A 22,972-nucleotide genomic window follows, 5' to 3' on the forward strand; every position below is an offset into this window, starting at 1 on the left:
CTCTATATCCCCAGCAAAATACTGATTTCTCTATTGTATCTAATCCAGTAAATTCGGACCCAAAAATCAACAGCCTGCTAGTAAACCCGAAAACCGGTTTTTATCCACCTTAGGGGGGAAGCGTGGGGTTACCACCGGAAGTAACCTGAATGCCTTGTTTTTTATAAAATTATTTCGGCGATAAAATCGTGATTTTATCGTGATAGGCCGGTGAACTTTGCTATTCATATTTAGAACTAATCTAATTGTTATGTAGAGGATAACCTAATGAAATTAACTGTGTGGAGTGGCCTGCTGGCATTAACGGCGATGTTTTCCGGTTGTGCCCAGTCGGTGACTGAACAGACTGAGCTGCCTGACGAGATGCTGCAGGGACTGTCGGTCGCGACTTTTGCCGGTGGCTGCTTCTGGTGCATCGAGGCGGGTTTTGAAGAGCTGCCAGGTGTCAAAGAGGCTGTTTCTGGCTACAGCGGCGGAAGGGATAAAAACCCGACCTACCGTAAAGTTGCAAGAGGAGGCACCGGGCATACTGAAGCTGTGCAGGTCTATTACGATCCCGAAGTCATCAGCTATTCGGGCTTGATTCAGGGACTGTGGAGGATGATGGATCCCACCGATTCCCGGGGCCAGTTCTATGATCGCGGCAGACAGTACCGCCCGGCCATCTTTTATCACAATCAAAAACAGAAAATGATTGCGGAACGTTCACGCGACGAATTGGCCGCCTCGGGACGCTACAAGAAACCGATTACGATTGAGATTGTTCCGTTCAAATCGTTCTACAAGGCGGAAAAGAAACACCAGAATTACTACAGGAAAAATCCTATCCGATATAATTTCTATACTTTCAACTCAGGCCGCTATCAGTTCGTTGACGAGGTTTGGGGTGAGGAGCGGTTTGTAGATTACACCCAATATCGCGACGAACCAGTTGAGGAGACCGCACCAGCCGGGAAGAATATCCGCTATAGCAAACCAACTGAAGCAATAATCAGGAGTATGCTCACCCCGCTGCAGTACCGCGTGACTCAGGAGAACGATACGGAACAACCGTTCAATAACGCTTACTGGGATGAGAAGCGGGAAGGCATCTACGTCGACGTAGTGACTGGTGAGCCTCTGTTTTCGTCCACCGACAAGTACAGGTCAGGGACCGGTTGGCCCAGTTTCACCAAGCCGATTCAGCCGGAAGTGGTGACGGAGAACGAGGAGCGTTCGCTGTTTGGTGTGCGTACCGAGATCCGCAGCCGTATCGGCGACTCTCATCTCGGCCATCTGTTTGACGATGGTCCGGAGCCGACGGGTCTGCGATATTGCATTAACTCGGCAGCATTGCGATTTGTGCCCAGGGCGCAGATGGAATCGCAAGGCTACTCAGAATACCTGAAGCTGTTTTTTGAAATGATGGCTGAGAGTTCTTGATTCCGGATCAACAACACCCACTCAAGCATGCTTGAAAAAGGAGTTTGAATTTTAAGGAATAAAAAAACGCATATCAGCCGATCATAAAGATCGGCGATATGCGATTATACAAAACTAGTTATTCTAGTTTTTTGTTGCACAACTTTTTTATTTTTCTCACATCTACCCATTACCAATAAGAGACTTTAACAGTGCTGCGTGTCTCTTTACTCTCACTTTCCGTGCTAAGCGCCAGCCGGTTAGTTATATATCATTGATATTATTATTGGTCGTTTCCCGTATTCCCCAATTATTGGCCGGACATGCCTCCCATACCGGACATGCCTCCCATTCCGGACATCCCGCTCATGCCGCCCATACCGGACATCCCGCTCATGCCGCCCATGCCTCCCATACCGGACATGCCTCCCATACCGGACATTCCGCTCATGCCGCCCATGCCGGACATTCCGCTCATGCCGCCCATGCCTGACATTCCAACAGGATAGAGATGAACACCTTTAGGTGTAACCTTATAGGTACCATACATCCCGCTCATACCACTCATGCCGGACATCCCGCTCATGCCGCCCATGCCGCCCATGCCGGACATCCCGCTCATACCGCCCATGCCGGACATTCCGCTCATGCCACCCATGCCGGACATTCCGCTCATGCCACCCATGCCGGACATTCCGCTCATGCCACCCATGCCGGACATCCCGCTCATGCCGCCCATGCCGGACATTCCGCTCATGCCTGACTGCTTATCAGCAAACACGACTGATGCGCTTGAAAGGGCCAAAGAGAGAGTGATGATTGAGGCTAGTTTCTTCATGATTCGATCTCCAAATATAGTAATTTTTAATTTTGTAAACTGTTGTTTTATAGTGCCTAATCGGCAAAAGCTGCGTGCAAAAAACACACCATTAAACGATTCGGTATCCGCGCCGGCAATCTGAAGTGATGATATGCCATTGATTTATAAATAATTTACACAAGAGATTTAGGGTGGAAGATGATTTGTGGCAGGCAACTGTAAAAGGCGTGATTTTTATAAATACTTGACAGATTGGCAGTCTTTACGCTGGATACTGACAATTTGTCATATCGAATGAGCAAGGATCAGAATTCCGCGTCCGGACATTTTTTTCAACATGTGCCTTTCAACATCATACAGCGAGGGGATCAACCTGATCCTCTATTCTATGCGGCATAGATGCACGTTACGGTCATACATCTGTTTTAGTGGCAAAACATGCGCTCTTCTTGGCAATGGCCCATTTCGAGGCAAAGTTATGCAGCAGCCAGGTTGATAGCTGGTTGCATGAGGCCATGGTGGCCCACCACAACATGCCTGCTACTCATTTGGTAGTTCTTGTTCCGACTGAAATCAAGTAAATGAAATCGCCCATTTCCCAGTTGGCGAAATGTTGTACGAGTCATGTACGGCCATCCTACGGTACCTAAAAACCGCCTCCAGTTTTTGATTTTGCCAATGGAGCGGCTGTTACCCGAGAATGATGTTTTGGAATGACAGTCTCTGGCTCGTAATCTTCTTCGTCCCTGTTTGTACAAAGCTTTATTAAGTTATCTAGCCATCTTTTCCAATAATATTGAAACCGTTTATCCCTTTGCCGCGTAAGTGATTGTGACGGGAGTATCTGAAACTTGTAGAGAAGAAGACTCCTGGTTGTAGTTCCTATATTTACAAACTTGTTTAACAACAGAGGAGGGTACTTGAATGAAATCCCTATCATTTGGTTGGATTAAAACGGCGTTGCCACTGGCTGTACTTTTTGCCGTACCGATGTGGGTTCAAGCTGAAATATTTACTGGTAAGATCAATGGCCATGAGTGCGCACACAAAGGCGAAACCTGTCCAGTTGATAGACTTGATCCGCATATCGCGCTCGAGTCCGATTTTGTCTTGATGGTAGGCGAGGGTGATTATCTCTTCATGCCTAACCTGTCAAGAGATATCAAAGTCAGATACGTTCTCGATAACGTTCAGGTCAAAGGTGAAAAACATCCGAGATTCAATTCCATCAAGGTTTCTGAATTCAGCGTGAAGAAGGGTGGTAAGTATGTCACGGTGTGGACGCAGAAACAGGCGGATTTCGAATACGAAGCGCTCTACAGAGATGGTTTGGCCTTTCCTGGACAGAAAGTCAATTGAACCATGGGTTAAGCCAATTTGAAATTGGTGCTGGGTTCAGTTCCCTGCTGAACCCAGGTTATGTATTTTGAGATGAATTTGTATGAAAAGCCCAATGCTGGTTGCACTCTATTTTATACTTGCCTCTACAGCCTCCTGGTCCGCGGGATTGGGCATTCGCACCTACTCGGAACCTAAATTTGCATCAGACTTTTCCCTGCCGGATTTGACAGGACAGATACACGAAGGGTCCGATTACAGAGATCGGGCTTATATCATCAGTTTTTGGGCGACCTGGTGTGTTCCATGCATCAAGGAGCTGCCCGATCTGCAGCGGGCGGCTGAGATCCTCGATGATGAGAATATCACCATTCTTACGGTCAACAGTGGTGAAAGCCGTGAGGTCATCGAACAGTTTTTAGTGCAACGTTCCGTTACACTTCCCGTACTCTTGGACCAGGACTCCAGTATGCTGCGGCAATGGCGGGTGTTGGCACTCCCTACCTCATATATCGTCAATGCGAAGGGGCAGGTTGTCGCACGGGTGGTGGGCGGTATTGACTGGGATGAGCTGTCGATACTGGCGCGTGTGCGATCCTTGGCGGCAGCCAGTCAAAACGATGATTCACATCGTGAATCAAACTGACAAATTGCCCCGAGCCATGATATGGGAACCCATAATCAATGGGGATAGTAGTGAATTTGATTCCTTACTATATTACTGCTTGGGTGGAAAGGCTGGCGCTGCCTGGTATTTGTAGTCACCCTGGTCCGTCATGTAGCCGCGCATATCAATGATGATATTGGTCTTATGACGTCTGCCTTCACGGGCACGAACCGCATCGAAAAAGGTTTTGCGCATTTTCCCGCCGCCTTCCGTATCCTGGTCGATGCTGAAGACGATATGCAGGGGTTCACCCGGTTTCCCCAGGGGGTGGGCGAGGGCATGCACGCGTTCGTTGTGAATGGTGTAGACCAGGATCTCCATCTTATTATGCAGGTATGGAATTCGAATGGAAAAGCCGGAACCCAAAGCGATATAGGCAATCAACAGGAAAAAGAGAGCGCCCAGCATATAACCGCCATAACGGCGACCCGCAGAGATGATTACCAGTACGCCCCAAATTACGATGAGAAAAAGAAACAGGTACTTGGCGGTCAGTGGATCGTTCAACATATGGTTACTTTTCCAGTCTTCTCAATGTGCCGTGGAAGATTTCGAACGGCTCAAAGGATTTACTCTCCTCTATCAGTTGCCGGTCCCGCATCTCGAATGAGATGACGCCTTTCTCCTGACCGGGATATTCCAAAGTCATCCTCTCCTCGTAGACGACATGCATAAGACGTCCTTCCCTATATCGAATGGAAATATTGACATCCACCGGTGTATTGCCCATACCATTGTCGCTGTAGTAAACAATGGAAAAACGATAGCGTCCGTCCGGGATGCCGCGAGAGAAGATGAACTCGTAGTTGAGTCCCGAGAAGTCCACATCGCGACCCAGGTCGTCACGTACCAGGTTGAATATCTCTCCATAGGGCGAGGCATAGCCGACGTTTTCATTTTTTTTGGGGGCGTTGGCCCAGAGGTCGATATCAGCGGGGCTGTCAGATGCCCAGGTGATCTCGGCAATCATGTCACCGGCGGCTTTCTCTATCTCGGTCCGGGTGCTCTCCTGCTGGACCTTGATAAGGGGGATCAGCAACACTACCAGAGTAAGCATCAGCAGTGCCAGCAGAATCAGCAGGTCACGAAAAACAATCGACATGCTGTCTTCGCGTGGTCGAGTCATGATTTACTCTTCCTCAGATACAGGCTCTTCCGATCTGGCGGGGCCGTAGAGCATATCCCGGATCTTGTTCATGGCTTCCATGATCATGGCAGCAGACAAGCCAATCATGGTAGTGTCGATGGCGAAAGAGACAGACTTCAGAAACTGGCCGATCTCAGCGGAGAGGGTGGCGGCATCCTGCAGGTCTCTGACATCGATACCGGCCAGGGCTATGGAAAAGCCCAGTACCGTACCGAGCATACCCAGACCGGTTGTCAACCAGGACCAGAAGTGCGCATCGGTCTTTCTCCCGCTATAGGCGAAGGCTTCCACCAGCAAGACAACAGACAGGATAATGCCAAAAAACCAGAGAGTTAAGGTGTTACCAAGAATACGGTCCAGATAGCCCAGGCTGTAGAGGGTGAAGATCAGAGCCCCGAACGTGAGGAGAATGGCAAGCTCGAACAGTCTTGCCCAGGGTGCTTCAGGTTGTTGTGCGTCCATCGTGGTTACTGCCTACAAATAATACAAGTATCGCACGTGGAACGTTATCTTATCGGGGCCTCGTGCAGCTTTCTATTTGTTTGTGCAGTCCTATCTTGCCATTTGGCTAGGTTACGAGAAATACCCCAAACTGGGCAGTTGATAGGATCTGGATGAGAATCAAAAAATGCCGGGTAAGGAGAATGTACACTGATCCATCAGCAAGATCATGGGTAATAGTTGGCTATACGATAGTCGGTTCGAGATATACCTGTGGTCGGTTACCTGCCGTTCATGGCCAAGCGGGATTCTCAATTGCTTATCGGGGACTAAAGCATGCTGATCGATAATATTATCGGGATATAGGCTTGTAACCGAGATTCAGAACTGATCCTTATGCGTGACGGCCCATACAGCGGCTTCAACGCGGGTTTTTAATCCAAGTTTCTTCAGCAGATGTTTGACGTGGACCTTGACAGTTGATTCTGCAATCGAAAGTGTACGTGCAATTACTTTGTTGCTTTCACCCTCGCTGATATGAATTAGAATTTCACATTCCCTATCTGTGAGATCAAGAGTGGAAGGTGCAGTGTCGCGTGCCCCTTCCGCCTGCATGGCGCGGGCCAGACATTCGGCAACATTGGGCGATAAAGCAACTCGACCTTCAGCGACCTCATGTAGTTTTTGCATGAGTTGTGTTGGTTTCATGTCTTTCAGCAAATAACCGTCAGCACCGGATCGAAGTGCTGCGACAACATCTTCTTCTGCGTTGGATACGGTGAGCATAACGACACGTGAGGTAGATGCACTACTCTTCAGTTGAGTCAAAACTTCCAGTCCATTCATCTCCGGCATATTCAGGTCGAGCAGCACAAGATCGGGTTTCAGCTTGTTTACCATGGCGATGCCTTCTGGACCGCTATCGGCCTCGCCGATGATTTCGATATCCGGACTCAGATCGGCCAGTTGTTGCAGTCCTTTTCTTAACAGTGGATGATCATCAATAACGACAATACGTTGGGCAACCGTTGCGTTCATATTTCTACCGCGTCCTGAGAAAGGTTGGGTTGATCGTTTTTAGGGAGAAATTGCAGACGCACCCGGGTTCCTTTTTCGGAACGGGGCTCAATCTGTATTTTCGCATTAAGAGAGCTTGCCCGTTCACGCATGATAGCAAGCCCGTAGTGGTGTGTTCGGTCTGCCTGGGGTGGTATACCGATGCCGTCGTCTTCAATATCGATAATGACTTTGCCATCTGCATTCTGCGACAGCCGGATCTCCGCTTTCGTGGCCTTAGCGTGGTAGGTGATGTTTGACAATGCTTCACGCACGATCTGTAAAATGTGAATCTCCTCATTGACACTGAGTGGATCGCCGCTGATCCGATTGTCCAGATTGATTGTAAGACTGCTGCGTTCGCGGAATCCTTCAACGGTTTCATTAAGCGCGGCGGTTAAGCCGTTTTCGTCCATCTTCAATCGGAAAGTCGTCAGCAATTCCCGCAGTTGTCGGTATGAGGCGTCAAGTCCCTCCTCAAGTTCGGCTATGACTTCAGCGACCTTTGCGGATACGTCGTCCGGTTTGATCAATATAGAGAGGCGTGCTACCTGGATTTTCAGATAGGAAAGCGATTGCGCCAACGAGTCATGCAGTTCACGAGCGATGACGCTGCGCTCATCAAGCAGTGCCAGTCGGCGACGCTGGTTGACGCGACGGGTGACGCCAATGGCGATACCGATGTGCCTTCCCAGCGTATTAAGCAGATGAGTCTGCCAGGACTCCATGGATTTCCCGATTTCATATTCGATGAGCAACACGCCATATTGTTGTTCCTGGTCGTTAACCGGGATCGATAGGATATTGGAATCCCCGATGATCAATTTGCGTTGTTTACCGTCATCGATACAGATTTCACAATTAGCCGTTTCACACATGGGCGGGATCGTGCCGCTGTTGGCCAGGCGATGGGCATGACGACTGTCATGATCGAGCAGGCAGAGAGTGATGCTCTTCACGTCGACCACTTTGGCGATATCGCTGAGCATCTTGCGATAGATCGGTTCGGAGATCGGGGCTTTGGTCAGTCCGCGGGATATGTCGTAGAGTAGTTCCAGCGAGTTGTTACGTTGAGTGAGTTCCTGCGTTTTCTCTTCAACACGCTGTTCCAAATCCTCATATATTCTTGAGAGCTGAATCGCCATTGTATTGAAAGCTTGGCCAAGACGTCCCAGTTCATCCGGTCCGGTGTGGCCGACACGTACACTGAGGTCGCCCTCGCCCGCCTTCTCCGCTGAACTCAACAGGTCGCGCAATGGGCTGACGATATCGGTCTGCATCAGATAGAGCGTGGCAGCTGCCACCATCAGTGTGAGCAGCAGGCTGATACTCTGCATCAAACCCAATAGGTGTATGCGTGACTCCGCAGTTTCTTCCAACTGATAAACCAGCTTGTCGATATCATTGACAAAGCTCTTGATTAGGGTGTGGAAGTTACGACTGGTTCTGTCGAGACTGGCGGCTGAAGTGCCGGTTTCGATCTCCTGAATGAACGCTTTGATCAGTGGGCTTACCGCCAGACTCCAGCGTGATTCCACCAGGGAGTAAATTCTTTGCAAAGATTGGTTGTTGACCCCGGTAACAGCGCCGGTGAGCAGGGGATCGTTGAAACGGCTTTCGAATTCGTCGCTCAAGTCCTCGATATCTTTGCTGGTTATGAAGTCACCGTTACGCCGTGCTTCCAGCGCAGTGGCAATACGATAGGACTGCATACGCAAACTACCGGCAATATTGACGGCGCTCGCTTCACCATAAGAGATACGCGCGATAAATACGGCGCTGGCCATACCGGCAACTGCCAATACGGTGATGACCCCCATGGCCAATCCGGCCCGTGCGAGTAGTGTATGATTGAAAAAACCGAACAGGGGTTTCACCTCGTAAATAGAGAGAACCGGAGAAAATATACAGGTTATTTAGGATTAATCCCTTTTCCCCATTGGGATCGGAATCCATACAACTGACTTTAGCATGCTACATTTGAATACCATGCTATTCAAAGTGTTATAGGTGGTATGGCCTCTACTACCAAAGTATTAGCTGTACTTTTTTCAGCGGAAACCACTTGATCTAAGTCAATAACCTCCAAGCTCAAAAGAATCTATTTTCACCCTCCACGGTAATTTTGGAGGAGGGTGAATAATGGCGTCACAGAGACAACAACAACTCTCTGTTTTAACGATGAGCACCCTGGCATTTACTGCCTGTTTTGCAGTCTGGGTGATGTTCTCCATCATCGGTATTCCGATCAAGGAGATGCTCTCGTTAAACGAGACCCAGTTCGGTGTATTGATTGCCACACCCATCCTTACCGGCTCGCTGGCACGTCTGCCCGTCGGCATGCTGACCGATAAGTATGGCGGACGCATCGTCTACTTCCTGTTGATGGTCAGCACCATTCTGCCGCTCTATCTGATTGGCGAAGCGAATCAATATTGGCAGTTTCTTGTGCTTGGGCTCTTTGTCGGTGTCGCGGGCGCCTCCTTCGCCGTGGGTATCGCTTACACCGCGCGTTGGTTCAGTAAAGAGAAGCAGGGATTTGCCATGGGGATCTTCGGTGCCGGTAACGCCGGTGCCGCGCTGACCAAGTTTGTCGCTCCCTCCATTGTTGTCGCTTACGGCTGGCAAACGGTGCCGAAGATCTATGCCATCGCCATGTTTGTCGTGGTGGTGGTTTTATGGATGTTTACCTTTTCGGATCCGAAACACAAAGTCGGTTCCCACGTTACGTTGAGGAATCAACTGCAGTTGCTCAAGGATCCCAATATCTGGAAGTACATGCAGTACTACTCGTTGGTGTTCGGTGGTTTTGTCGGACTGTCGTTGTGGATGACGAAGTACTACATCGCCGAGTATGGATTCGACATTACCACCGCCGCGCTCCTGGCCTCGATCTTTGTCTTGCCCTCCGGCGTGATCAGCGCCCTCGGCGGCTGGTTCTCCGATAAGTTCGGCGCCTACAAGGTGACCTGGTGGGTGATGTGGATCTCCGGGGTCTGCCTCTTCATCATGTCCTACCCGCAGACCGAGATGGTGGTGAAGACCATTAACGGCGATGTCAGCATCGGCGTGGGTCTCAATGTCTGGGTATTTACCGCGCTCTTGTTCGTGGTCGGCATCGCCTGGGGTTTCGGCAAGGCCTCGGTGTTCAAGTTTCTCTCCGACGAGTATCCGGACAATATCGGCGTCGCCTCCGGTATCGTCGGTCTCGCCGGCGGCATGGGCGGCTTCCTGCTTCCCATCATGTTCGGCGCCCTTATCGATTTCACCGGCATCAACAGCGTGGTCTTCATGCTGCTCTACGGCGCCACCTGCGTCTCACTGGTCTGGATGCACTACACCTTCGCCAAGGAGCGTCAGGAGGAGGAGAAAAAGGCTGCCCAGCAGCACGCCTACGACGCCTATGTCCGTGCCCATGAGAATCCCGGAGAGTACGCCGCCGCCCGTGCCGCCGTGGAGCAGGCCGATCTGCTCGAACAACTGATGGCCAAGTACGCCGAAGCGCGAAGAGTGGCGGAACTGGAAGCGGAGAAGATCCGCACCGGTCAGCTACGCGTTCAGCCCGCTGACGTTCTCGAATAAACCTAGCCGCAGACACATTTAGCTGGAGGAGCAAACAATGGCAGATATCACGACCTGGAACCCCGAGGACTCCCGATTCTGGGAATCCTCGGGTAAGAGACTCGCCAACCGTAATCTGTGGATATCCATCCCCAGTCTGCTGTGCGGTTTTGCGGTCTGGCTCTACTGGGGCATCATCACGGTGCAGATGCTCAACCTGGGCTTTCCCTTTGCCAAGGCGGAGCTCTTTACCCTTGCGGCCATCGCCGGCCTGACCGGCGCGACCCTGCGTATTCCGTCCAGCTTCTTTATCCGTATCGCGGGTGGCCGGAATACCATTTTCTTCACTACCGCACTGTTGATGCTTCCGGCAGCCGGAACCGGGTTTGCCCTGCAGGACCCGAACACCCCGCTGTGGGTGTTCCAGGTGCTGGCATTCCTGTCCGGTTTTGGTGGCGGTAACTTTGCCTCCTCCATGTCCAACATCAGCTTCTTCTTTCCGAAGCGGATGCAGGGCCTGGCGCTGGGTTTGAATGCGGGACTGGGTAATGCTGGCGTTACTACCATGCAGATCCTGATCCCATTGGTGATGACGTTTGGTATCTTCGGCGGCGAGCCGATGATTCTGCAGAACACCTCCGGCACCTTGATCGGCAAGATCCCGGCCGGTTCTGAAACCTACATCCACAACGCCGGTTTCGTCTGGCTGCTGTTGTTGATTCCGCTGGCCTTCGCCGGCTGGTTCGGCATGAACAATATCCGTACCGACGAGGTATCTCCGCATATAGGCTCCGCCAGCGGTGCCATGTCGAAGATCGCCGGCATGTTGATCATCGGTTTCATCACCGCGGCAGCCGGTCTCTACATCATCCTGCCGGCACCGACCGGCCTGGGTGCGCCGGGCTGGGCCAAGTGGCCGGTTATTGCCGGCATCCTGTTCGCCACGGTCATGCTGATGAAGATGATCCCGGGTGACATCAAGCCGAACCTGCAACGCCAGTTCAAGATCTTCGGCAACAAGCACACCTGGGTCATGAGCATCATCTACACCATGACCTTCGGCAGCTTCATCGGCTATTCCGCTGGTTTTGCCCTGGCTATCAAGGTGGTGTTCGGCTTCTCCCACGTCATGGGACCCGATGGCGTGATGAACCACGACATCGCCAATCCCAACGGTCCGTCCGCATTGATGTACGCCTGGATGGGGCCTTTCATCGGTGCCCTGATACGTCCGGTGGGCGGCTGGATCGCCGACAAGGTGGGTGGTGCAAAGGTAACCCAGTACGTGGCCATCGTAATGATTGCCTCGGCCCTTGGCGTCGCTTACTTCCTGCAACAGGCCTATTCGTCGGCCACCCCGGAAGAGTTTTTCCTGCCCTTCCTGATATTGTTTCTGGTGCTGTTTGCCGCGACCGGCATCGGCAACGGCTCCACTTTCCGAACCATCGCCATGGTGTTCCCCAAGGAACAGGCGGGTCCGGCCCTGGGTTGGACCTCGGCGGTGGCCGCCTACGGCGCCTTCATCATCCCCAAAGTGTTTGGTGAACAGATCAAGCTGGCGACCCCGGAGGTTGCGCTCTACGGCTTTGCCATCTTCTACTTCGTCTGCCTGCTGCTCAACTGGTGGTACTACCTGGGCCCCAAGGCGGAATTTAAAAATCCGTAATCGTTAGCGAATGTGGACGGGCCTGCGTACCCCCCAACCACAAGGTTGAGTCGGAGACTCCCAGGCCTTGGCAGGTCCGTTCCACCCTATTCTGACAGCGGGCGCCGGCAGTAGCGGCGCCCAGAGGAGACACGAATCATGAGTCACTTTCTCGATCGCTTGAAATATTTCAAGAAAGTCGAAGAGACCTTTTCCGGCGGTCACGGCATCGTCACCGCCGAGGACCGACAGTGGGAAGACACCTACCGCAACCGCTGGCGCCACGACAAGGTGGTGCGCTCCACCCATGGTGTCAACTGCACCGGTGGCTGCTCCTGGAAGATCTACGTGAAGAACGGTCTGGTCGCCTACGAGATGCAGCAGACCGACTATCCGGAGACGCGCCCGGATCTGCCCAACCATGAGCCTCGCGGCTGTCAGCGTGGCGCCTCTTTCTCCTGGTATCTCTACAGTCCGCACCGCATCAAATACCCGCTGATTCGCGGCCGACTGCTGGACCTTTATCGTGACGAGCGCAAGAGCGGCAAGGATCCGGTCGAGGCCTGGGCAAGCATCCAGGCCAATCCGGAGAAGCGCAAGAAATACACCTCGGTGCGCGGGCTCGGCGGTTTCGTGCGCAGCACCTGGGACGAGGTTGTGGAGATGATTGCGGCCGCCAACATCCACACCATACAAAAGTGGGGTCCGGACCGTATCTACGGCTTCTCGCCGATACCGGCCATGTCCATGATCTCCTACGCGGCAGGCTCGCGTTATCTGTCGCTGATCGGCGGCGCCTGCGGCTCGTTCTACGACTGGTATTGCGACCTGCCCGCCGCCTCGCCGCAGGTTTGGGGCGAACAGACCGACGTGCCGGAAGCGGCCGACTGGTACAACTCGAAATACATCATCATCTGTGGCGCCAACCTGCCGATGACCCGGACCCCGGACGCCCACTTTGCCATCGAATCGCGCTATAACGGCACCAAGATCGTCTCCATGGCGCCGGACTATGCCGAGTATGTGAAGTTTGCCGACCTCTGGATGCCAGTGCGACAGGGCACCGACTCCGCCGCCTTCATGGCCATGGGACATGTGGCGCTCAATGAGTTCCACATCAAAAAGAAGGACCCCTACTTCCAGGAGTACGCGCGCAAGTATACCGACCTGCCGATGCAGGTGATGCTGAACAAGGACGGCGACCGTTACGTCTCCGGGCGCTTCCTTCGCGCCTCTGATTTCGCCGGCAATATGGGCGAGGAGAACAACCCCGAATGGAAGACCGTGGTCTACGACGCCAAAGGCAAATCCTTCGTGGTGCCCAATGGCTCGGTGGGGTTCCGCTGGGGCGAGGAGGGTAAATGGAATCTTCTGGAGAAGAATGCCAAGGACCAATCTGCAATTGAGGCGGAACTCTCCTGCATCGACAGTCATGATGCGGTGGTTACCGTCGCTTTCCCGCACTTCACCCAGGGAGAGGACTCGGTTCAGCTACGCAACATCCCGGTGCGCAAGCTGAAATTGGCCGACGGCGAAGAGGCCTATGTCTGCTCGGTGTTCGATCTGTTGGTGGCCCAGTACGGCATCGATCGCGGTTTGGGCGACAACCTGGCCACCTCCTATGATGATGCCAATGTGCCCTATACCCCTGCCTGGGCGGAGAAGGTCACTGGCGTAAAACGTGCCGACCTGGAGCGTACCGGTCGCGAGTTTGCGGAGAATGCTTTCAAGACCCAAGGCAAGTCCATGGTCATCATGGGCGCGGCGATCAACCACTGGTACCACAATGACATGGGCTATCGCAGCATCATGAATCTGCTGCACATCTGCGGCTGCGTCGGTCAGACCGGTGGCGGCTGGGCGCATTATGTGGGGCAGGAGAAGCTGCGTCCGCAGGCCGGTTGGGCGCCTATCGCCTTCGGCCTAGACTGGCACCGCCCGCCGCGCCATATGAACTCCACAACCTATTGGTACTTCCACACCGACCAGTGGCGCTACGAAAAGGTGCAGGCCGACAACATCCGCGGCGCTACCGCCAGCGACAGGTACAAGGGCTACCAGATCGGCGACTATAACGTGGTCTCCCAGCGTCTTGGCTGGCTCCCTTCAGCGCCCCATTTCAACAAGAATCCGCTGGAGATCGTCGAGGAGGCTGAGGCCGCCGGTGCCACAGACGAGCAGGGTGTCTCCGACTATCTGGCGGAGTCTCTGAAGAGCGGTAATACCGCCTTCGCCATCGAAGATGTGGATGCGGAGGAGAACCATCCACGCAACCTCTTCGTCTGGCGCGCCAACCTGATCGGCTGCTCCGCCAAGGGCCACGAGTATTTCCTCAAACACCTGCTGGGCGCACAGAACGGCGTCATGCAGGAGGGTGTGGACGGCAAGCAGTGCAAGGAGATCAAGTGGCGCGACAAGTCGCCCGCCGGCAAGCTGGATCTGATGGTGGACATCAACTTCCGCCTCAACTCCACAGGTGCCTACTCCGACATCATCCTGCCCACCGCCACCTGGTATGAGAAGGCCGACCTCAACACCACCGATATGCACCCCTTCGTGCATCCGCTGGGCAAGGCGGTCGACCCGGCCTTCGAATCCAAGTCGGACTGGCAGATCTTCAAGACCATCGCCAAGAAGTTCTCGGAGCTGGCCGAGACCCATCTCGGTGTGCGGAAGGATGTGGTCTCCCTGCCCATGCAACACGACTCCCCCATGGCCATGGCCCAACCCTTCGGTGAGGTCAAGGACTGGAAGCGTGGCGAGTGCGAGCTGATCCCGGGCAAGACGGCCCCCCTGTTCAAGGTGGTGGAACGCGACTACCCCAGTACCTATAAGAAGTTCACCTCGGTGGGTCCGCTGATGAACAAGCTGGGCAACAACGTCAAGGGGCTGGACTGGAACACCGACATGGAGATCGAACAGCTGTGCGATCACAACGGTGTGATTACCGAGGAGGGTGTCTCAAAGGGGCGGCCGTCCCTGATGGAGGATGTACAGGTCTGCGACACGGTGCTGCAGATGGCGCCGGAGACCAACGGCGAGGTGGCGCACAAGTCCTGGTCGGCGCTGTCGAAGAAGACCGGCATCGACCACAGCCATCTCTACGAGGGTCGTCACGAGGAGAAGATCCGCTACAAGGATATCCTGGCGCAGCCGCGCAAGATCATCACCGCGCCCACCTGGTCCGGTATCGAGTCGGAAGAGGTGAGCTACACCGCGGGCTATACCAATATCCACGAGCACATCCCCTTCCGTACGCTCACCGGTCGCGCCTCCTTCTACCTCGACCACGAGTGGATGCGTGACTTCGGCGAAGGCCTCTGCTGCTTCCGGCCGCCTCAGGATCTCGGTGCACACACCAACCTGCCGCAGAACCTGGCGAATAAACTCAAGGGCAAGAAGACCCTGACCCTGAACTGGATCACCCCCCACTCCAAGTGGGGCATCCACTCCTCCTACCAGGACAACCTGCGCATGCTCACCCTGTTCCGCGGCGGTCCCTATTTCTGGGTCAACGAGGACCAGGCCAGGAGTATCGGTCTCAAGGACAACGACTGGGTGGAGGCGGTCAACGCCAACGGCGCCACCGTGGCCCGTGTGGTGGTCTCCCAGCGTGTGCCCGAGGGGATGGCGCTCATGTATCACGCCCAGGAGAAGAACGTGAACGTGCCCGGCTCCAATACCACCGGTAAGCGTGGCGGCATCCTCAACTCGGTGACCAAGGTGGTGATGAAGCCCACCAACATGATTGGCGGTTACGCTCAATTGAGCTACTCGTTCAACTACTACGGCACGGTGGGCAGTCAGCGCGACGAGTACGTCATCGTGCACAAGATCGAGGACCGCGACGTCGATTGGCTGGAACGCCCGCTCACCCCCGAGCGCGAAGCCCAGCTCAACCCGGAAGGCGTCAACAACTGAGCCTGCGTCCAATAAACGAATAGTGAGACGAAACCATGAATATACGCGCACAAATCGCGATGGTGCTGAACCTGGACAAATGTATCGGTTGCCATACCTGTTCGGTCACCTGCAAGAATATCTGGACCAACCGCAAGGGCATGGAGTACGCCTGGTTCAACAATGTCGAGTCCAAGCCCGGGGTCGGCTACCCCAAACAGTGGGAAAACCAGGGTAAGTGGCGCGGCGGCTGGGTGAAGCAGGACGGCAGGCTGGAGCTGCGCGCCGGTGGCCGCACCAGCAAGCTGCTCAACATCTTCGCCAACCCCGACATGCCGGAGATCGACGACTACTACGAGCCATTCGATTACGACTACCCCAAGCTGCAGAACAAGCCGCTCTCCGAGGCCTGCCCGACGGCGCGCCCGGTATCGCAGATCACCGGTCAGCAGATGGAGAAGATCCATTGGGGCCCCAACTGGGAGGACGATCTGGCGGGGGAGTTCGAGAACCGCTCCCAGGACAAGAATTTCGACGGCATCCAGAAGCAGATGTACAAGGATTTCGAAAAGACTTTCCATATGTACCTGCCCAGGCTTTGCAACCACTGCCTCAACCCGGCCTGTGTCGCCAGTTGTCCCTCCGGCGCTATCTATAAACGTGAGGAGGATGGGGCGGTACTGATCGACCAGGACCGCTGTCGCGGCTGGCGGATGTGCGTCAGTGCCTGTCCCTATAAAAAGATCTACTACAACTGGGAGTCAGGCAAGTCGGAGAAGTGCATCCTTTGCTATCCGCGGGTCGAGTCGGGCATGCCCACCGCTTGCGCCGAGTCCTGCGTCGGCCGTATCCGCTACATGGGGGTGGTGCTCTACGATGCCGACAAGATCAGCGATACCGCCGGTACGGATAACGAGGCGCGGCTCTATCGGCAGCAACTCGACATGTTCCTCGATCCCAACGATCCCGAAGTGATCCGCCAGGCGCTGGATGCCGGCATTCCCCAGCAGTGGATCGACGCCGCGCAGAAGTCGCCGGTCTACAAGATGGCGGTGGAGTGGGAGATCGCTTTTCCCATCCATCCCGAGTTCCGCACCCTGCCCATGATGTGGTACGTGCCGCCGCTGTCGCCGGTGCAGACCCAAATAGACCAGGACAACCTGCCCACCGAGGCGGACGGTGTCATTCCCAAGGCGGACGCCCTGCGTTTTCCCGCCCGCTATCTGGCCAACCTGCTGACGGCGGGCGACGAGGCGCCGATCATCAGCGCACTGCACCGCATGGTCGCCATGCGCAGTAATCAGCGCTCCAAAGCGATCGAGGGTCAGCCGAACCATGCGGTGCTGGAGGCCGTGGGTCTGACCGAGGAGCAGGCGGAGGAGATGTACCGGATGCTCGGTATTGCCGACTATGACGACCGCTTCGTCATCCCCACCGCCCATGAGGAGATGGTGCAGGAGGACCCCTACGCCTTCCAGGGGCAGAACGGCTTTGCCGCCGGCAACGTCAGTGCCCAGGGTGGTGGCGGTCAGGGGGTCACCCTGTTCCCGACTCCGCGTAAGCGTACCCATACCCCGCAGGGCATACAGCCCCGCAAGAGAGTTTGAGGAGGCATGTCGATGCAAATCTATAAGTTACTGGCGCGGTTGCTGGAGTACCCGGATACCGAACTGATGGTGCATATGCCTGAGATCATCAAACGGGTGAAGAGCGACCGGGATATCAGCACGCAGGAGCGTGACGATCTGATGCAGTTCATCTCCTGGATGCAGTTGCACGATATGACCGGCATGCAGGCGGACTACGTACAGACCTTTGACATGACGCCGGAGCACGCCCTGCATCTGACCCACCATCTTTTCGGTGACGATCGCGGCCGTGGCCCGGCACTGATCGATCTCATGGAGCACTACCGTGCAGAAGGGTTGGATATCGACCAGCAGGAGATACCCGACTACCTGCCACTGATCCTGGAGTACGCTTCGACCCTGGACGATATGCAGGCAAAGGTCTTTCTGGGCGATGCCCGCAAAGTGATTACCGTGCTGGCGGAAAATCTTGAGAAGGCGAATAGCCCCTATGCGAGGCTGCTGCGGATTATTGAACATCGCGGCCAGTTGGGCCAGGCAGCCTAAGGTGAACCAGGAGGAGAACTTGAATGAGCTTACATGATTTAGTATTCGGGGCTTACCCCTACATCGCCGGCGTGGTTTTCCTGCTCGGTAGTTGGATTCGTTTCGACCGCGAGCAGTACACCTGGAAGGCGGACTCCAGCCAGCTGTTGAGCAACAAAGGGATGCGCCTCGCCTCCAATCTGTTCCACGTCGGTATCCTCGGCATCTTTTTCGGCCACCTGGTGGGCATGCTGTTGCCTCATAGCTGGTTCCAGGCATTGGGCATCTCCGATGTCTCCCATCAGTACATCGCCATCTATGCAGGCGGCATCTTCGGCATCATGTGTCTGGTGGGGGCTGCCTTACTCTTTATTCGCCGCATCAACAACCCACGAGTGAAGGCGGTGAGCCGTACGCGTGATACCTTCGTGATCGGCTGGCTGCTGGTCACTGTCGTTCTCGGTCTGAGTACCATACTGGTCTCTTCCGGTCACGCCGCGCAGGGTGATGTCTCGGAAATGATCGCACTCACCGAGTATGTGAAAAGCATTGCCACCCTGAGCGTGGATCCCAGTCTGATCGCCAATGTATCGCCGATCTTCAAGACTCACATGCTCTTCGGTATGACGGTCTTCCTGATCTTTCCCTTCACCCGCCTGGTGCATGTCTGGAGCGTGCCGTTGACCTATCTGGGTCGCGCCTACCAGATCGTGCGTGTGAAACGGGTCAGTATGAACTGATGGAAACTTCGCTCAGGTCCTCTCTGCTTATGGAGAGAGGGCTTGAGTGGGAAATCGAAACAATATCTTGTTCAGTTGCATGAATGAGGAAGCAGTATGAGCACCAACCCTTACGCTACCCGAATCGAATACCTCGACGTCGACGGCAATCGGATAGCCACCGACCAGGAGGGCTATATCCAGGATATGGACGATTGGACAGAGGGGTATGTCTACGCACTTGCGAAAAAAGAGCGTTTGGAGATTACGCAGGATCACTGGGACGTTATCCGTTATATCCGGGAGTACTACCAGATGCATAGGGTGCAGGCCCAGGTACGGGACATGATCAAACACTTCAAACTGGTGTGGGGCCCGTCACGTGGCAACAATCGTTATCTGCATGACATTTTTCCTCGTGGTGGGCCGCAGAAGCAGGGCAACCGCCTGGCCGGTATCCGCAGGACCAAGGGAGAGCACTAATGAGAGTCGAGCGGGATAAGGTCGTCACCATCGAATATCGCATGATGGACGCCAAAAATGAGCTGGTCGACAGCAGCGACTACAGCGATCCACTCTCCTTCATCCAGGGACGCGAGACGGTTTTTCCCGCCATCGAAAAGCGGATTGAGGGTTGCCAGGTGGGAGACAGACGGGAGTTCGTGCTGGAAGCGGAAGAGGCCTATGGCCCGAGAAACGAAGCGTTAATTCGGGTGATCCCGCGTGACCGTTTTAATTATGATGGCAAGCTGGAAGCGGGTATGACCTTCAGCGCCGGTGCGCCGACAAACCGGAAACCGGTGACTGTGATCGAAGTCGATGAGGATCAAATCACGGTGGATGCCAACCATCCCCTGGCAGGTGAGTCACTAAAAGTCGATCTGATTGTGGTCGATGTGCGCGAAGCTATAGAGAAGGAGCTGGCCGATGGTATGGTGCAGGAGATGACGGATATCTACACTCGCGAGGCGGCAGCCGAAGAGAGAAACTCCACGGCATATTCCGTTTTGGTCAAAGGCCCCGTGTAATCCGGCCCTAGCTTGCCCTTGAAAAACAATTTCAGTTTCAATCGATGTGCGTCGACTACAAAGGTTGCTAGGCGTCGGCGGATGATTGGATCTGATGTCTTTTTTCAGTCAGGGTTATCTGTTGATTTTCAAATCGGGCAGATTGCTGCTGCCGATCACCTGCAATACGATGCCGACGCCCACAAAGAACACAATACTGGCCATCAGACTGGCCGTGACGGGGTCCTGGCTGCCCTCTCCGAAATAGAAGGCAGCCGCCCCGCAGAGGATACCGATGAAATAGCTGATGAATGCAATGGCCATCAGGATTTTCTGTAAAGGTGTGCGCTGTTTCAACTGGTTATCCCGTCTGAGGTAAGAGGTTAGTCTAAGAGCAATTCTAACTGAATAATGGGTCCTTTACCCTCCCTGGCTCTGTCAACACGCTAAGCGTGTGTAGGTTCAGCTTCATTGGTATGTTGATAGGCCCTAGGTCAGATAGCGATATCCAGATCGGTAGTGTCCTTGAGGATACGAATTCGACGCTTTGAATTTACGATATATCCCGCCTTTTCGAGTTTACCCAGCATCCGGCTGATCGATTCCGGTGTGGCGCCCAGGTAGCGAGCGATATCGGTTTTTGTCATGGTCAGTTTGATTTCGTTTGTCTGATTGCCCTGCCGAACCCGGACACGATACTGAAGATCGGTCAGGAACCCCATCAGCCTCTGCGCCAACAGATGGTGGTGTGTGGATAGGGCTTCATGCTCTTTGTGTGCGATCACCCGGCCCAGTTCGGTTATCAACTGGTTCTGAAGGTCGGGATAGTCCTTCGCCAGGATCGCCCATTTGTCGAAGGTCAGCTCACATACCCAGGTTTTTTCGATGGCCAGGGCATCCGTGGCAAATCTCCGTTGGTGGATGCCGTCCGCGCCGAACAGTTCCCCCGCCATGTAGAAACCGCTGATATGCAGGTCTCCGTCGAAAGTGACCGTCTCTGTCTTGACGGTACCGGCATGGACCACATAGAGGGCATTACAGGATTCTCCCGCGCGGTAGATATACTCGCCGGGAAAATAGGGGCCGATATTGGTGGTGGTGGTCTGTCCCGCTTGGTCTATTTGGTCACAATTGAGCCCGACATTGACGAAAAAACGCCGGAAGAGACAGTGGGCGCAGCGATGGTGTTCCTTTACTACACGTAGTTTGGGACTCATGGTTAGCCTGTGAGCGGAATGCAATGAAGCGGGTTGAAATCGGCTTTCATCGGGTATAGGGCTTGGATCGGCCTCATCTGGTTGCCGGGATAGTATACGCGATCATAAGTGTGGAATGTAGAGATATCATTGACAATTATAAATGGCTCAGGAACCTCTTTCATGTAAAGAGTTGTCTTTTTTAGGTGGTCACCGGATTGCATCTGCAGGTTGATTTTTTTGTACAGGCAGAGGGTGGTGATATTGGAGTTGTTACTGATTTCACTTTTGCCATGGCGGGGCTTTGTCCCACTGAAATAGGGTGGAAATCCATAACGGAGGGTCGGGTTGGGACAATTTTACACTGACCGCATTGTTGAGCTATTCTGGCGGCCATTCAAGCAGGCAGCACCGACTTGCGGTTGGCGTCGAAATCTCTCTATCGGCTGGTGGATGAAAGACCGTAAATCAGTAACATCCATTTCAGCCTTATCAGGATAAGCATCATGATAATCAGATCGATACTGCTCCTTATAGTTTTGATAATGCCGCCCACATCAGCTATTGCCGGATTTGAAGAGGGCGAGGCGGCGAATCGCAAGGGTGACCGGGATGCCGCCTTTGCCGAGTATCAGGCAGCGGCGTTGGCCGGTGACAGTCGCGCCTATGGGAAGCTTGGCAGTATGTATCTCTATGGTCTCGGCACCAAGAGGGATTACAGTATGGCCTATGTCTGGTTTGGTTTGAGCAAGGAGTCCGGCGATAAATACGGAGAAGGTTTCCAGCAGACAGCTGCATCTGTGATGTCGGCCGAGGAGGTTCGGCAGGCAGAGATGCTGCTGAATGACTATCGTAAGAAGCTCGCAGGTCCGTAAGAACAGGCCAATTAGCTGATACCAGCCCGCTATTAAAAAAACCATTATCCGCACGCTGACCGGTGCATTCTGCAGAATGCCGGGCCAGCGTAAAATTACTCTGATTTATCCCAACCAAGAGAACTTGATATAGGGTAAGGCGTATTCGGGATTATTTTGATAAAGAGAGAATAGAGCTGTACGAATTGGGAAATAGGGTTGCCTGTTCGCCTGATCTGATGGACGAATAAAAGACGTAAGCTATCAACAAGACAGCTTGGATAGATAATTGCTTAAAGTCACGTCAAGTGGAGAAGTGATTATGAAAGATTTGGTTTGGAACAAAACACTGAGCGTCGAGGTCGATGAGATCGATGAAGATCATCGCAGACTGGTGGATCTTTTCAATATCCTCAATCATGCTGTAGCGGATGGGGATCCAGCGGACTATCAAGAGGCGGTATTGGAAGAACTGATATGTTGCACCGTCTGGCACTTCAGGCATGAAGAGCGTTTGATGCTGAAGTATGCCTATGAAGAATTTGAAGAGCACAAGACGGAACATCGTAATTTAATTGAAAGCGCCAAAGAGCTGCAGCAGAAATTTCTGCAGACAGATAGACGGATCGCGAACAAGGACTTCGAATTTCTGGAGCATTGGCTGACCGAGCATATCCTGGTTGCAGATATGAAGTTGGGCGCTTATCTTGCCGAAGTGATGTAATCGTCGTTTACCAGAGGTTTTTTTGCGACAAAAAGGGTCAGAGGGGAATGACGCTTACTGATACCAAGAACCACCGTCATTCCGGCACAGGCTCTGCGCCGGGATGGCGAAAATCCTGAAATTCATCTTGAGTAATTACCATTCGGGTCGGAGAGCAATTGTCTCTGATTTAATAAACAATTCCTGCTGACTCCGGTTGCATTTTTTGAATGGTAATATTCACCTAACAAAATATTTCTTGCTGTATATAGTGGTTGCATCGGATTTCCGAAAATGCGAACCGGGTGGTGAGTAGTGAATTGTGCCGAGTGATTCATGGCAACCGGCCATTTGGATATGTTTTTGCCGATACATGGACAATAAACTGGTTCGTGCTGTCTGT

At 53.6% G+C, this 22,972-nt stretch carries 21 protein-coding genes; 13 read left to right on the plus strand and 8 right to left on the minus strand.

Annotated elements, in window-relative coordinates; genetic code table 11:
* The first annotated feature begins 267 nt into the window (after positions 1–267).
* Positions 268–1,422 carry a peptide-methionine (R)-S-oxide reductase MsrB gene (gene msrB, locus CODIS_RS21765; RefSeq protein ID WP_069126644.1) on the plus strand — a complete coding sequence of 385 codons (1,155 nt, stop codon included), beginning with the start codon at positions 268–270 and terminating at the stop codon, positions 1,420–1,422.
* A 289-nt stretch (positions 1,423–1,711) separates the two neighbouring features.
* On the opposite strand, the gene CODIS_RS14560 is transcribed toward msrB, so the two are convergent.
* On the minus strand, positions 1,712–2,239 hold the full coding sequence (locus CODIS_RS14560) for a hypothetical protein (RefSeq protein WP_201259035.1): 528 nt from the start codon (positions 2,237–2,239) through the stop codon (positions 1,712–1,714).
* A gap of 906 nt (positions 2,240–3,145) precedes the next feature.
* Between CODIS_RS14560 and CODIS_RS14565 the strand changes: the two genes are divergently transcribed.
* Together CODIS_RS14565 and CODIS_RS14570 are read left to right on the plus strand one after the other, a co-directional pair.
* Entirely contained in the window at positions 3,146–3,580 is a 435-nt protein-coding gene (locus CODIS_RS14565) for a hypothetical protein (protein ID WP_069126647.1), read from the plus strand.
* 82 nt (positions 3,581–3,662) lie between these two features.
* Positions 3,663–4,205, plus strand: a complete 543-nt coding sequence (locus CODIS_RS14570) for a TlpA family protein disulfide reductase (RefSeq protein ID WP_083220790.1) — start codon at positions 3,663–3,665, stop codon at positions 4,203–4,205.
* 72 nt (positions 4,206–4,277) lie between these two features.
* Here the strand turns inward: CODIS_RS14570 and CODIS_RS14575 are convergent, their stop codons facing one another.
* The 5 genes from CODIS_RS14575 to CODIS_RS14595 all read right to left on the minus strand — a co-directional run bounded on the left by CODIS_RS14575 (position 4,278) and on the right by CODIS_RS14595 (position 8,747).
* Positions 4,278–4,736: a hypothetical protein gene (locus CODIS_RS14575; protein WP_069126654.1), complete on the minus strand. Its 459-nt coding sequence runs from the start codon at positions 4,734–4,736 to the stop codon at positions 4,278–4,280.
* A 4-nt stretch (positions 4,737–4,740) separates the two neighbouring features.
* Positions 4,741–5,352 (minus strand): hypothetical protein, encoded by a 612-nt coding sequence (locus tag CODIS_RS14580; RefSeq protein ID WP_154723143.1) that lies wholly within the window; start codon positions 5,350–5,352, stop codon positions 4,741–4,743.
* A 3-nt stretch (positions 5,353–5,355) separates the two neighbouring features.
* Positions 5,356–5,835 (minus strand): hypothetical protein, encoded by a 480-nt coding sequence (locus CODIS_RS14585; protein WP_069126660.1) that lies wholly within the window; start codon positions 5,833–5,835, stop codon positions 5,356–5,358.
* Positions 5,836–6,195: 360 nt separating this feature from the next.
* Positions 6,196–6,852 carry a two-component system response regulator NarL gene (gene narL, locus CODIS_RS14590; RefSeq protein ID WP_069126663.1) on the minus strand — a complete coding sequence of 219 codons (657 nt, stop codon included), beginning with the start codon at positions 6,850–6,852 and terminating at the stop codon, positions 6,196–6,198.
* Positions 6,849–8,747 (minus strand): ATP-binding protein, encoded by a 1,899-nt coding sequence (locus tag CODIS_RS14595; RefSeq protein ID WP_235615238.1) that lies wholly within the window; start codon positions 8,745–8,747, stop codon positions 6,849–6,851. Before CODIS_RS14595 ends, narL begins: the two co-directional genes overlap by 4 nt.
* Positions 8,748–9,012: 265 nt before the next feature.
* On the opposite strand from CODIS_RS14595, the gene CODIS_RS14600 reads away from it, so the two are divergent.
* The 8 genes from CODIS_RS14600 to CODIS_RS14635 all read left to right on the plus strand — a co-directional run bounded on the left by CODIS_RS14600 (position 9,013) and on the right by CODIS_RS14635 (position 19,837).
* Entirely contained in the window at positions 9,013–10,452 is a 1,440-nt protein-coding gene (locus CODIS_RS14600) for an MFS transporter (protein ID WP_083220791.1), read from the plus strand.
* Positions 10,453–10,489: 37 nt separating this feature from the next.
* On the plus strand, positions 10,490–12,097 hold the full coding sequence (locus CODIS_RS14605) for an MFS transporter (RefSeq protein ID WP_069126666.1): 1,608 nt from the start codon (positions 10,490–10,492) through the stop codon (positions 12,095–12,097).
* Between the two features lie 138 nt (positions 12,098–12,235).
* Complete coding sequence (locus CODIS_RS14610) at positions 12,236–15,997, plus strand: nitrate reductase subunit alpha (RefSeq protein WP_069126669.1); 3,762 nt, start codon at positions 12,236–12,238, stop codon at positions 15,995–15,997.
* Positions 15,998–16,032: 35 nt separating this feature from the next.
* Complete coding sequence (gene narH / locus CODIS_RS14615; protein WP_069126672.1) at positions 16,033–17,583, plus strand: nitrate reductase subunit beta; 1,551 nt, start codon at positions 16,033–16,035, stop codon at positions 17,581–17,583.
* Between the two features lie 12 nt (positions 17,584–17,595).
* A complete protein-coding gene (gene narJ, locus CODIS_RS14620) occupies positions 17,596–18,111 on the plus strand; it encodes a nitrate reductase molybdenum cofactor assembly chaperone (protein ID WP_069126679.1) in 516 nt (171 codons plus the stop codon).
* Between the two features lie 23 nt (positions 18,112–18,134).
* A complete protein-coding gene (gene narI, locus CODIS_RS14625; protein ID WP_069126682.1) occupies positions 18,135–18,830 on the plus strand; it encodes a respiratory nitrate reductase subunit gamma in 696 nt (231 codons plus the stop codon).
* A 96-nt stretch (positions 18,831–18,926) separates the two neighbouring features.
* Positions 18,927–19,292, plus strand: a complete 366-nt coding sequence (locus tag CODIS_RS14630; RefSeq protein WP_069126685.1) for a TusE/DsrC/DsvC family sulfur relay protein — start codon at positions 18,927–18,929, stop codon at positions 19,290–19,292.
* Entirely contained in the window at positions 19,292–19,837 is a 546-nt protein-coding gene (locus CODIS_RS14635) for an FKBP-type peptidyl-prolyl cis-trans isomerase (protein WP_069126687.1), read from the plus strand. The genes CODIS_RS14630 and CODIS_RS14635 overlap by 1 nt, the downstream gene beginning before the upstream one ends.
* A gap of 114 nt (positions 19,838–19,951) precedes the next feature.
* Here the strand turns inward: CODIS_RS14635 and CODIS_RS14640 are convergent, their stop codons facing one another.
* On the minus strand, positions 19,952–20,173 hold the full coding sequence (locus tag CODIS_RS14640; RefSeq protein WP_069126690.1) for a hypothetical protein: 222 nt from the start codon (positions 20,171–20,173) through the stop codon (positions 19,952–19,954).
* Positions 20,174–20,310: 137 nt separating this feature from the next.
* Positions 20,311–21,033 carry a Crp/Fnr family transcriptional regulator gene (locus tag CODIS_RS14645; RefSeq protein ID WP_069126693.1) on the minus strand — a complete coding sequence of 241 codons (723 nt, stop codon included), beginning with the start codon at positions 21,031–21,033 and terminating at the stop codon, positions 20,311–20,313.
* Between the two features lie 524 nt (positions 21,034–21,557).
* Here CODIS_RS14645 and CODIS_RS14655 point away from each other — a divergent pair.
* Both CODIS_RS14655 and CODIS_RS14660 read left to right on the plus strand, forming a co-directional pair.
* Positions 21,558–21,887, plus strand: a complete 330-nt coding sequence (locus tag CODIS_RS14655; RefSeq protein WP_154723144.1) for a sel1 repeat family protein — start codon at positions 21,558–21,560, stop codon at positions 21,885–21,887.
* Between the two features lie 301 nt (positions 21,888–22,188).
* Complete coding sequence (locus CODIS_RS14660) at positions 22,189–22,590, plus strand: bacteriohemerythrin (protein ID WP_069126697.1); 402 nt, start codon at positions 22,189–22,191, stop codon at positions 22,588–22,590.
* Positions 22,591–22,972 lie beyond the last annotated feature (382 nt).

This window comes from Candidatus Thiodiazotropha endolucinida (genome assembly GCF_001715975.1).
GTDB classification, from domain to species: Bacteria; Pseudomonadota; Gammaproteobacteria; order Chromatiales; family Chromatiaceae; genus Thiodiazotropha; species Thiodiazotropha endolucinida.

What these genes read in the sequence shown, in the direction of transcription:
- CODIS_RS14605 (WP_069126666.1), top strand. Translation starts at nt 10,490, where the DNA reads ATGGCAGATATCACGACCTGGAACCCCGAGGACTCCCGATTCTGGGAA.
- CODIS_RS14560 (WP_201259035.1), bottom strand. Translation starts at nt 2,239, where the DNA reads ATGAAGAAACTAGCCTCAATCATCACTCTCTCTTTGGCCCTTTCAAGC.
- CODIS_RS14610 (WP_069126669.1), top strand. Translation starts at nt 12,236, where the DNA reads ATGAGTCACTTTCTCGATCGCTTGAAATATTTCAAGAAAGTCGAAGAG.
- CODIS_RS14570 (WP_083220790.1), top strand. Translation starts at nt 3,663, where the DNA reads ATGAAAAGCCCAATGCTGGTTGCACTCTATTTTATACTTGCCTCTACA.
- msrB (WP_069126644.1), top strand. Translation starts at nt 268, where the DNA reads ATGAAATTAACTGTGTGGAGTGGCCTGCTGGCATTAACGGCGATGTTT.
- narJ (WP_069126679.1), top strand. Translation starts at nt 17,596, where the DNA reads ATGCAAATCTATAAGTTACTGGCGCGGTTGCTGGAGTACCCGGATACC.
- CODIS_RS14655 (WP_154723144.1), top strand. Translation starts at nt 21,558, where the DNA reads ATGCCGCCCACATCAGCTATTGCCGGATTTGAAGAGGGCGAGGCGGCG.
- narH (WP_069126672.1), top strand. Translation starts at nt 16,033, where the DNA reads ATGAATATACGCGCACAAATCGCGATGGTGCTGAACCTGGACAAATGT.
- CODIS_RS14635 (WP_069126687.1), top strand. Translation starts at nt 19,292, where the DNA reads ATGAGAGTCGAGCGGGATAAGGTCGTCACCATCGAATATCGCATGATG.
- CODIS_RS14630 (WP_069126685.1), top strand. Translation starts at nt 18,927, where the DNA reads ATGAGCACCAACCCTTACGCTACCCGAATCGAATACCTCGACGTCGAC.
- CODIS_RS14575 (WP_069126654.1), bottom strand. Translation starts at nt 4,736, where the DNA reads ATGTTGAACGATCCACTGACCGCCAAGTACCTGTTTCTTTTTCTCATC.
- narL (WP_069126663.1), bottom strand. Translation starts at nt 6,852, where the DNA reads ATGAACGCAACGGTTGCCCAACGTATTGTCGTTATTGATGATCATCCA.
- narI (WP_069126682.1), top strand. Translation starts at nt 18,135, where the DNA reads ATGAGCTTACATGATTTAGTATTCGGGGCTTACCCCTACATCGCCGGC.
- CODIS_RS14585 (WP_069126660.1), bottom strand. Translation starts at nt 5,835, where the DNA reads ATGGACGCACAACAACCTGAAGCACCCTGGGCAAGACTGTTCGAGCTT.
- CODIS_RS14660 (WP_069126697.1), top strand. Translation starts at nt 22,189, where the DNA reads ATGAAAGATTTGGTTTGGAACAAAACACTGAGCGTCGAGGTCGATGAG.
- CODIS_RS14580 (WP_154723143.1), bottom strand. Translation starts at nt 5,352, where the DNA reads ATGACTCGACCACGCGAAGACAGCATGTCGATTGTTTTTCGTGACCTG.
- CODIS_RS14565 (WP_069126647.1), top strand. Translation starts at nt 3,146, where the DNA reads ATGAAATCCCTATCATTTGGTTGGATTAAAACGGCGTTGCCACTGGCT.
- CODIS_RS14645 (WP_069126693.1), bottom strand. Translation starts at nt 21,033, where the DNA reads ATGAGTCCCAAACTACGTGTAGTAAAGGAACACCATCGCTGCGCCCAC.
- CODIS_RS14600 (WP_083220791.1), top strand. Translation starts at nt 9,013, where the DNA reads ATGGCGTCACAGAGACAACAACAACTCTCTGTTTTAACGATGAGCACC.